The sequence below is a fragment of the Candidatus Goldiibacteriota bacterium genome (genome assembly GCA_016937715.1).
Taxonomy (GTDB): domain Bacteria; phylum Oederibacteriota; class PGYV01; order PGYV01; family PGYV01; genus PGYV01.
This window is the reverse complement of sequence record JAFGWA010000017.1, coordinates 69010-78151: the sequence shown is the minus strand read 5'-3', so window position 1 is coordinate 78151 and position 9142 is coordinate 69010. Positions and strand designations below refer to the sequence as shown.

The window sequence follows — 9142 nt, the reverse complement described above, 5'->3', positions numbered from 1 at the left end:
AGCCATGTAAAGCAGACGGACGGATGCACAGAGGGACGGACGCACAGAGGGACAGAAGTAAAGGCAAACATAAAACCGTTACTAGTTGCAATAACCGCAACCTTCAGAGCGCACTATTTCACTTTATGAGATATGGGATATTAGTTTATGGGTTAGGTAATCTTTCGTCCCTCCAAATCACTCTGTCAGCAGTTCAACTTCCACCCTGTTTCCCTTTGCAGGAGCGGATTCTTTGATGGAAACATCCGCGTATTCTCCGTCACCATACCCAACAATAAATATATTTTCGGCAGGAATGCCTTTGCCTTCAGACAGATAGTCCGCAATCTGCCTTGCCCTGTCAATCGACATTTTAAGATTTCTGTCCGGATCATTGGAATCAACGGAGAAACCTTTTATGAATATGTTGTATCCCTGCGCGTACTGTTTTACCGCTTCTGCCGCCTGGTTTAAAGCGCTATATTCTTCAATTGGAATGGATGCGTCATTAGCCGGGAACTTTACCGCGGCAAGTATCAGTTTTATGCCTGTGGCCTTAAATTCCGGAAGATCTGCCTGCAGCAGGCTCTTCTGTTCCGACAGCACGCCGGATTTCTGTATAACTTTCACGTTCAGCCTGTAGCCCCTGCCGCCGGTAACAAACTGATTTTTACTGTTGGTGCCGTCCCATACAATGCTTTTAATGCCCGGTGGTTTATTGTTAAATTCCGCCATTACATTTCCCGCGCCGTCGGTTATATCCGCTGACCAGTTTAAAACCTCCTGTTCAGGGAATTTAACGTTAACCGTAACGCTGTCCCTGCCGGGTTTAAATATTACGTTTTGAGTGTTGACGCTGAATTTTATCTTTTCTGTGTTTATTATAAACCTTTCCGAAGCGTCATATTTATTTCCCGCAAGGTCTTCAAGGAAAAGCTGCGCCCTGTAGCCGCCGTCTTTGGCGTAATTTGAAAGCGCGTCTTTTCCGTTCCACATAAGCCTGGAAGTAAACCCTTCACCGGTTATCTTCTTTATAGTATGCCCGGCGTCATCTTTTATAAAAAACTGCCAGGATTTTATATCTGTATACTTTGATTCTATGCTTATAGACATCTCTTTTATCACTGTCATAGGCCCCGGCGCAAAAACCTTTGGTTCCAGATATAAATCAAATACGGGCGGAGTCTTGTCCACCGTTACCACCCTTGCCTTCTGCCAAAGCAGCGTTTCACCTGACATAATGGTCACACGCGCGGTATAATCTCCGTCATTTAATTCAATTGCCTCTTCATTAAGCCCGTTCCATTCCATTGACAGAGGCACGTTTCCCGTGTACTTTATTTTCCGCACAATTTCATTCATGGAATTAAATATTTCAAGCGTGGTCACAGTATTGCCCGGATCATAAGGCGCGTCTTTTATAACAAACTTTATAATGTCATTAACGCCGTTCTTGTCGGGAGAAATATATTTTGAGGAAATTGAAAGAGAAGCCTGCGCGTACGCGTCTTGCGGAACAGCGGCAGTTTTTTCTTCTGTCTTTGTTTCAGCAGTTATAGCGGACGGTTTCTCTTCTTTTTCTTTTTCTATTAAATCGCCAAAAAACCACGCCGCGTCTATTTTATGGGTTTCCCCGAACCCCCTCATATCCGGCAGAAAAACATAATCCACTTTAAATTCTTTCCTTGCGTATGATGCTCCAAAAGCAAGCGTAATACCCGGTTCATAAACAGATTCCCAGGCAAACCCGGCCCTGAAACCAAAATTACCCGCAACCTCATTTTTAAATGTCTTTTCGCCCCCAAGGTGCACCCCAAAGCCTTCATTGCCAGCAAGGCCTGAAATATATTTAAGGTCAAGCGATGCAAAAGCGGAATCATCAAAAAAATATGACGCGCCAAACCTTGCAAAATACGGAATCGTTTCCTTTACGCCGTTATTCCATTCAGCATTTGTATCCAGATCATTTATGACAAAGGCAAACCGCATTTTTTTCTCAAGGTACAAAGGTATATACATTACCCCGGCATTTAAACTTGGTACAAAAGCGCTTAAATCGTAGTCCGGCGCGGATATGTTTGTACCTTTAAAATTTATCCCAAGATAAAATTCCCTTGCTTTGTCAATTATCGCGGAGGCGGAAAGATAGAAAACGTTTTTTTGAAAAATTGAAGACACGTAAGATGTGCTTATATAAGCGGCGGAAAAACCTATATCCTGGGGTCCGGGATAAAAAACAGAAAAACCAAAATCAGACTGGGTATTTTTGAAAATTGAATGGTAAAAGATATTGGCGCTTGCAGTATCCAAAAGGGATAATCCCGCGGGGTTCCAGTAAAACGCCGAATAATCATCAGCCACCGCGGAAAAAGCGCCCGCAAGCCCTGAAGCGCGCACTCCGGGCGATTTAAGCATATCATCGCTGAATTCTGAAGCCTGCGTGAAACACGCCGCCGCAGCTATTAAAACTGAAATAAAAAGAATTTTTTTCAATTTTTCCCCTGTAATTTATTAACACATAAATACTGCCGTAAACCCCTTATTTTACGAAAATCGCGCTTCGCCGTGTTTAACGCGTATCCCTAAATAAAAGGTTTTTCTTTATCCTTCAAATACATTATAAATATATCATAAATAATACCCTGCAGCATAAATAAAAAAAATCCCGGCGCCCTTTCGGGAACCGGGATTCTTATCTTACAGTTTATTGCCTTTTTCAGGCAATTAACTATTAAAGTACTTTGTCTAAAAAAAAGCTACTATAGCACCTTATCTTTAAGATCTTTTGCTACCCTGAATTTTACAACTCTCTTTGCAGGTATCTTGATTTCCGCGCCTGTGGCCGGGTTTCTTCCCATTCTTGCTTTCCTGTTCTTTACGGCTAAAATTCCAAGCCCCTGAAGCTTAACCTTTTTTTCTTTCTTAAGGGTCTTGATAACCACTTCGTTAAACGCGTCAAGAACCGCGTTAACTTCTTTCTTGCTCTGCTTTGATTCTTCTGCAATTGCTGCGATCATCTGGCTTTTCGTCATGCTGCACTACCTCCTGATAATTTTGTGGTTCTTTTTATTGAATAATATCGTTTTTTTAAATTAAAAAGCCCAGCCAAGTTCATAATCAAAAGAAGGCAGAATTACGCCGCTGAAAGGCGGGTCCACATCAAAATTGGCATCCGGTGATGTAATTGACGCTGCAAAATTTTTCATTCCGCCCAAAGATATACCCATTTCAAAACCGCCTTCAAATACCCATCTGTAGCCTGCCTGAAGCCCAAGAAAATAAAGGGCGCCATTTGCCGTCTCACCATTTTCCGAATATGAGGCCACCCACGAATCAAACCTTGGCCCTACAAACCATCCAACCAGAGCTTTATTCTGCGGATGAAAGAAAATATCCGCTCCGTATCCCATAAGCCCCCAGCCTGCCTGGTTCATTCCCCAGTAAAAACCCCTTACCCTTACGCTTAAATTATCAATTATCTTTCTTTCATATCCCAGATTAAAAAACGCGCCAAGATATGGCCATACATTTACGCTTATTACATTGTCATACATCTGTTCTTCTGTTTTTTCAGCCATACATACAGTGGAAAATACCATAAGTAAAATCAGAACAATTGCTGCTGCTTTTTTTCCCATCTTGCCCTCCTTATTTTAATTGACTATTTTATAACACACTATAACAGGCAGGTCAACAAAAAAATCAATGTTTACGGGCTTTACAGCAAACACTGTTTATTATTTCTTAGGAAATAACGTATTTTTTATTTCAGATTCAGATGTACTGCTTTTTCTGTATTATAAACAGCGCGTCTTCGGCGAAAAAATTGGCAAAAAAAGATTTTCTGCGCATTCTTTTTCCGTTTTTAACAAGATAAATTTCCTTTAATATTTTTATTCCGTTCTTCGCGCAGAATTCCTTAAAGTCTTTAACTGTAAGGTGCCTGATGTTGGGCGTGTTATACCATTCATACGGAAGCTTTGACGTCTTGGGCATGACTCCCTTGAAAAACAGTCCGAATCTTATTGAATGGTGGGCAAAATTGGGAAAAGACACAATTGCTTTTGACCCTATACGCACAATGTGCTGCAAAACGCTGTCAGGGCGCTGTACCGCCTGCATTGTTTCTGTCATTATTACATAATCATATGATTTATCTTTATACTGTGAAAGCCCTTCGTCTATATCTTCCTGAATTACAGACACGCCTTTTTTCACGCAGTTCAATACGGCTTCCGTGCTGATATCAATACCCAGCCCGTAAATATCTTTTCTATCCATTAATAACTTTAAAAGGTCACCATTGCCGCACCCAAGGTCAAGCACCCTTGCCTTGTCTTCTATGACAGCGGAGATTTCCTCGTTTATCCTGTTTTCGTACGCCTGCCTGTCCATTGTAAGTTTTTTCAGCCTTTCCGAATCATATGTTTTTACTTCCACTCTTATTTTTTCATTCACTGCTATGTCCTTGAATGTAATAAGAAATTCTTTATTGCCTGTGACAAAATTTTATTTTCATTCATCGTCTTTTTTTCTAAAAGAAAAGCGTCATGGCCGTGCTTGCTGTCAATTTCTATGTAGGACACGTCTTTATTGTTCACCCTTAGCGCTTCCACTATTGCCTTTGACTGGGCAGGGGAAAAAAGCATGTCCGAAGTAAAAGAGATAAGAAGAAATTCCGCTTTGGTGCGTTTCATCGCCTGTTTTAATGAGCCGCCGCCCCACTTAACCGCGGCGTCATAGTAATCCATTGCTTTTGTTATATAAAGGTAGCTGTTGGCGTCAAACCTTTTTACAAATTTTTCTCCCTGATACGCAAGGTAGCTTTCTACCGCAAACTCCCTTTCAAAATCCTTGTCAAAAACGGTGGAACCCGTGGTACACGGCACTTCTTTTTCGTACCTGATTTTATAACTTAAGTTCTTTTCCCCGCTCTGAAGCCGGCGCTTGAATTTTTCCGCCATTCCTTCTTCGCTTAAATATGTAATGTGGCCTATCATCCTTGCTATGGCAAGCCCTTTTAATTTTTTATCACTGCCGTAATAGTCGCCGTTCTGCCATTCCGTGTCGGACTTTATGGCGTTTCTGCCCACTGTATCAAACGCGATTTCCTGGTCGGATAAAGCCGCGCATGAAGCAATTACTATCGCGCTTTTAGGTACATCCGGAAACTGCAGCGTCCATTCTATTGCCTGCATTCCGCCCATGGATCCGCCTATAACCGTGACAAGCTGGCTGATACCAAGAGAATCTAAAAGCGCCTTTTGCGCTTTTACCATATCAGATATTGTGACTATGGGAAATGACAAACCGTAAGGTTTGCCGGTTTTTTGGTTAATAGAAGACGGCCCTGTGGAGCCATAACAGCTGCCGATAACATTGGAGCACAGAACAAAATACTTGTTGGTGTCCATTGCCTTGCCGGGGCCCACCATAAGGTCCCACCAGCCGGGTTTGTTCTGCCCTTCAAGATAGCCTGCCACGTGCGCGTCACCGGACAGCGCGTGCAGGATTAAAATAGCATTTGTCTTATCTTTATTAAGTTCACCGTATGCTTCATAGGAAAGGGTTACAGGGCCAAGTTTCTGCCCGCTTTCAAGGATAAGTTCGTTGGGAGGCGCGCCGAATGTGAAAAACTGCGGTTTAACTACAGTTTGTATATTACCGGGGGGTTTTTCCATTTACCGCGCGACACTCTCCTTTACACGAATTTTTTTATTCTGTATTGATAATTTAACATATTCACGGAGGAATACAAGAAAAAATAATGAAATATTCAAATACATTTCCCGCTCTTATCACTGCCGCCTGCGCTTTATCAGTCCTGATTGCTTTATCTGACAAAATTACACACATATAAAATTTTGTCAGGATTTTTTTATCTTATACCCTCCGTTATTTTGTGATAACATAACCATATTATATGATAAGGAGAATTAAAGGATGAAAATACTGCTGCTTGTCTGCTGCGCGCCGGATGCCACTTACAGTACACTTGCGCTGCGCGAAGCCGGATACGAAGTTGTTACATATTTTTACAACCCCTGCATACACCCGCAGGAGGAGTATGACAAACGCCGCGGCGCCATGGCTCAGCTTGCGGAAAAAATGGCCATTGAAGATATAAAAGAAGTGCCTTATGACCCGGACAGGTTTTTTGAAGCGGTAAAAGGGTTTGAAAACGAACCCGAAGGGGGAAAACGCTGCGATATATGCTTTAAAATACGGCTTATGGAAGCCGCACGAAAATGCAGGGAACTTGGGCTTGAAATTTTCGCGTCTACCCTTACTATTTCGCCCCATAAAGATGCGGCGCTGATAAACAAGCTTGGACAGGATGCGGCCGCAAAACATGGCGTTAAATATTACGAATCTGATTTTAAAAAGAAAGATGGCTTTAAAAAATCCATCATGATGTCCAAAGAGTTCGGGCTTTACAGACAGAATTACTGCGGGTGTGAGTTTTCAACAAGGAAATAAACCCAAGCCCTGTAAGCCGGAGGGACGAATGCACAGAGGGACGGAAGTAAAGACAAACATAAAAACAAAATTCGTGTAAGTTATCGCAGGTTACACAACAGGGGTTGGGTGTGTTTTTTCAGTATGCGCCGCGCAAGTACAGTATGTATGCGGCAGAAGCGTTTAATGCTGCGCCGGCATACACGCATATACCGCGGGTTCCCGTTTGCCAATGAATTAACCTACCTGTTGAATTCAAGTTTGTTTGGATGCAAGATTACCAATTTGCGGCGCGTGCTGAAAAAACATACCCAAACCCTGTAAACCGGATGGACGGATGCACAGAGGGACAGAGGGATGGAAGTAAAAATCAATCTACTGCCGCGCCTTAAAAGGCGCGCCTACCACGACAGAAACAAACCATTTCAATAAAAACAAAACAAGGATTTGGTGTGTTTTAATCAGGAGTAATAAAACAAGTTTTTAAATTTTGAATTTTTCCATCTGGGAAGAGAGTATTGAAATGGTTTCAGACATCTTTGAAGCGGTTTCTGCCACCTGCTGGGCGTGGCCAACCTGTTCTTCCGCGGCTGATGACACCTGTTCTGATGAGGCGGAAGCTTCCTGCGTTGCCGCTGCCACCTGTTCCATCTGCATGAAAACATCTTCAATTGATTTTGTAATATCGCCGAACATTCTGTCCACGTTTTCCATAAGTTCCATGCCTTCATTGGCGGTCTTGTTTGTCTCTTCTGTTATGCTGGCAGCGTGTTCTGAAAACTGAAGAATTTCTTTTAAAATTTTGGTAACTTCCTTTGTGGACTTGGCGGAATCATCCGCAAGTTTACCCACTTCTGTGGCTACAACGGCAAAACCGCGGCCTGCCTGCCCCGCGCGCGCCGCTTCTATAGCCGCGTTTAAAGAAAGCAGGTTGGTCTGTGATGTAATTTCCTGAATAACCTTTACAATATCGCCTATTTTAGAAGCGCGCTCCCCAAGCTGGCGGATTATATTGGAATCTTTTTCCACGGAATCTTTCATGGATTTCATTTTATCAGAAAGGCCGCTGACCATTTCATTGCCGCTCTTGGACATTTCACTGGTATTCTTGGCAGATTCCGCCACAGTCTGCGCTGTTTCCGCTATTACCTGATTGGCGCCGGAAATCTGATTCATTGTTTCCGTAACCTGTTCCGTGGCATTTCTTGAATCTTCTGAAACCCTTGCAAGTTCCTGTGATGATTCACTTAAAAAATTTGATGTTGATTTGATATCATTAAGAAGGTTTTCTATGCTTTCAACCATTTTTTTAAAGGAGATTCCAAGCTGGTCTTCTTTTGAACGCATAAAGACATCCGTATTAAGGTTGCCTTCCGCGATCTGTTTGGCGCAGTAAGTCATCTTTTTTTCGGCCTGAATAAGAATGTTTGTCTTCTTGCCAAGTTCATTCATCATTTCGTCGCCGGTCTTTTCATTTGCGGCAACGCTTAAATTGCCTTTTGACAGGGCGTCAATCACCTGAAAATAATCGCCCAGGCCTATTGACTGATTAAGGATAATGTTATGAAGTTTTTTGTTTTCAGCAAACAGTTTGCGCAGTTCCAGCCCTATAAAGCCGGCAAGGGCAAATATTGCAAACGCAAGCAGGATAAAAACGGCGGGCCCCGCGCTTATTTTTTCAAGCCACTGCATTAATCCTATAATGGCGGCTATAAAAAGCAAAACTGCCGCAGCGCCGAAAAAAACCGTGATTTTCTGTTCTCTGTTCAGTTTGACCACTTATTTACGCCTTTCATGACTTTTTTATTTAAGGCAGTTATGGCCTTTGTTATTTCTTATAATAACATATAATATTTGAATTATCTGCCTGTTTTTTATATGGGCGACCCTATCACAATTATCCCTATAATAATGAAAACAGCGGCGCCTAATACCGGAAGAATGTCTTCTATAATATGGCCGGCCTTTTTAAACTTTTCTCCCACTGCCCTTTCCCTTACAAACCATACCGCCAGCGAAACCGCGGTGGTGGCAAGCGCCATTCCTGTCATAAAAATCAGCATAAACCAGACAGCTTGTTTTATAAGCCCCAGAGCTATAGCAGTGACAATAATTCCGCTTGTAACCGGGCAGGGTATTATTCCGGCGTTAAAAGCAATCAGAAAAGGATTCCCGTCTTTTTCAAGGTCGTGGTCATGGCAGTGGGCGCACACATGCTTTATCTTTGCGATAATAAAACTGTAAAGCATATAAGCGCCTATGCTTATTGTAATTCCGCCGGCGACAAACTTCATAATTTCATTTAATCTTTCAACAGGCACTGTGGTTTTTAAAAGAAGCCACGTGCCAAAAACAACAACAGAAGCGGATAAAGCATGAAAAACAGCTGTCATAAAAGAAGCAATTAAAACATTTGAAAATTTTCTTTTAGAAGCAACCACCCACGCCTGAACTATTATCCCGCCATGCGCCATCCCCACCCCGTGAAGCAGTCCGTAAATAAACAGGATGGAAGCAACCCCCCAGAACGCGCCGGGGCTGCCGTCTTTTAAGGCCTCTATAGCTTCGTGTATCGCGCCAAGTTTGCCTTCGTGGTCATGCCCGTCTTCCGCAAACAAGGGAACTGACGCAATAAATAAAAATATCTGAAAAACAAATAATTGTATTTTTTTCATGCCTTTATTTTGCCCCAAATCCCGCAAAA

At 42.5% G+C, this 9142-nt stretch carries 8 protein-coding genes; 1 reads left to right on the top strand and 7 read right to left on the bottom strand.

Translation table 11 applies throughout. The features are described from left to right. Nucleotides 1–177: 177 nt before the first annotated feature. From JXR81_02370 to JXR81_02350, 5 genes are all read right to left on the bottom strand, one after another. Nucleotides 178–2472, bottom strand: coding sequence for an OmpA family protein (locus JXR81_02370; protein MBN2753692.1), 2295 nt, complete (start codon nt 2470–2472; stop codon nt 178–180). A 266-nt stretch (nt 2473–2738) separates the two neighbouring features. Continuing rightward, nucleotides 2739–3011, bottom strand: coding sequence for an HU family DNA-binding protein (locus JXR81_02365; GenBank protein MBN2753691.1), 273 nt, complete (start codon nt 3009–3011; stop codon nt 2739–2741). 60 nt (nt 3012–3071) lie between these two features. After that, nucleotides 3072–3617 (bottom strand): DUF3575 domain-containing protein, encoded by a 546-nt coding sequence (locus JXR81_02360; protein MBN2753690.1) that lies wholly within the window; start codon nt 3615–3617, stop codon nt 3072–3074. 136 nt (nt 3618–3753) lie between these two features. Then, nucleotides 3754–4437 (bottom strand): methionine biosynthesis protein MetW, encoded by a 684-nt coding sequence (gene metW, locus JXR81_02355; protein MBN2753689.1) that lies wholly within the window; start codon nt 4435–4437, stop codon nt 3754–3756. A 2-nt stretch (nt 4438–4439) separates the two neighbouring features. Continuing rightward, nucleotides 4440–5660 (bottom strand): homoserine O-acetyltransferase, encoded by a 1221-nt coding sequence (locus JXR81_02350; protein MBN2753688.1) that lies wholly within the window; start codon nt 5658–5660, stop codon nt 4440–4442. Nucleotides 5661–5922: 262 nt separating this feature from the next. Here JXR81_02350 and JXR81_02345 point away from each other — a divergent pair, with 262 nt between their 5' ends. Further along, entirely contained in the window at nt 5923–6459 is a 537-nt protein-coding gene (locus JXR81_02345; GenBank protein ID MBN2753687.1) for an epoxyqueuosine reductase QueH, read from the top strand. 462 nt (nt 6460–6921) lie between these two features. On the opposite strand, the gene JXR81_02340 is transcribed toward JXR81_02345, so the two are convergent. Together JXR81_02340 and JXR81_02335 are read right to left on the bottom strand one after the other, a co-directional pair. Further along, on the bottom strand, nt 6922–8217 hold the full coding sequence (locus JXR81_02340) for a methyl-accepting chemotaxis protein (protein MBN2753686.1): 1296 nt from the start codon (nt 8215–8217) through the stop codon (nt 6922–6924). A gap of 95 nt (nt 8218–8312) precedes the next feature. Beyond that, complete coding sequence (locus JXR81_02335; protein MBN2753685.1) at nt 8313–9113, bottom strand: sulfite exporter TauE/SafE family protein; 801 nt, start codon at nt 9111–9113, stop codon at nt 8313–8315. Between the last annotated feature and the right edge of the window lie 29 nt (nt 9114–9142).